The organism is Zavarzinella formosa DSM 19928 (assembly GCF_000255705.1).
Lineage (GTDB): Bacteria > Planctomycetota > Planctomycetia > Gemmatales > Gemmataceae > Zavarzinella > Zavarzinella formosa.
This window is the reverse complement of record NZ_AIAB01000569.1, coordinates 1-798: the sequence shown is the minus strand read 5'-3', so window position 1 is coordinate 798 and position 798 is coordinate 1. Positions and strand designations below refer to the sequence as shown.

The 798-nt window shown below is 61.4% G+C and carries 2 protein-coding genes; both read left to right on the top strand.

All coding sequences use genetic code 11. The annotated features are described in order from the left end of the window. Positions 1-180: hypothetical protein (locus BGIM_RS66865; RefSeq protein ID WP_238537501.1), on the top strand; the 180-nt coding region annotated here is incomplete at its 5' end. 379 nt (positions 181-559) lie between these two features. Continuing rightward, on the top strand, positions 560-798 hold a 239-nt coding region (locus tag BGIM_RS47960), incomplete at its 3' end, for a hypothetical protein (protein WP_040887450.1).

The window sequence follows — 798 nt, the reverse complement described above, 5'->3', positions numbered from 1 at the left end:
GCTGCGAACGCCATGCCACACTATCTCATAAAGTTACAGGCTCTTAAAAACGCCGCCTTTGATCGGACGCATCGTACCCGAAACGTCCTTGGCAAGGCCGTGATTTCGGACATTCCTGCCAATGATGCTGCCTGGTTCCCTGACGGCCTGAATGGCGGGTCGATGAACAACGATTACTGACGGCTTCTCGGCCGCCAAGGGAGCGACAGGATGATGAGGCTGGTTGTCACGGCTGAAGCCATGGGGTCCTCTAAAGGGCGTTCGGGGGCATGTGTCTTGCCCGGGTCGCCGGATGGTTTGATCACTGTGTCTTGCCGTCGCGGACCGGTGGGCGGACGTTTCCGAATAATCGCTTATTACCTTCGGCCGGAGTTGCCGGACTCGGCTGTTCGGGGCATTGATCTCAAGCCGGATCGTGCGTTTGGGAAGCCGCGAGGATCATTGACACACCTCGCTTCTCTGGCCGATGGTGTCGGTCCTATTGACCGGGGAGCGTTTGAAGGGCCTACTGGAAGGCGGGGCTGACCAACACAGTTGAAGTTTCAACAGGAGACAAGGAATGAAAGACGCAGGATGCGACGGACCGGCGACGATGCAGGCGGGCAATCCCCGCCGGCTGACCGACTGGCGCTGGCGGAGGGCGAAGGCCGTCGTCGCCCTCCAAGGGAGATGCTCGTCCCGAAAAGACGATGCCGTGACCATTGAACTGGCCGCCTATCTGCGGGAAGCGGCTCGCTGCCGGTCCGCGAAACAGCGGGAGCGGCTGGCCGGCCGCTGGCCCGGCCTGGCGGAGGCATT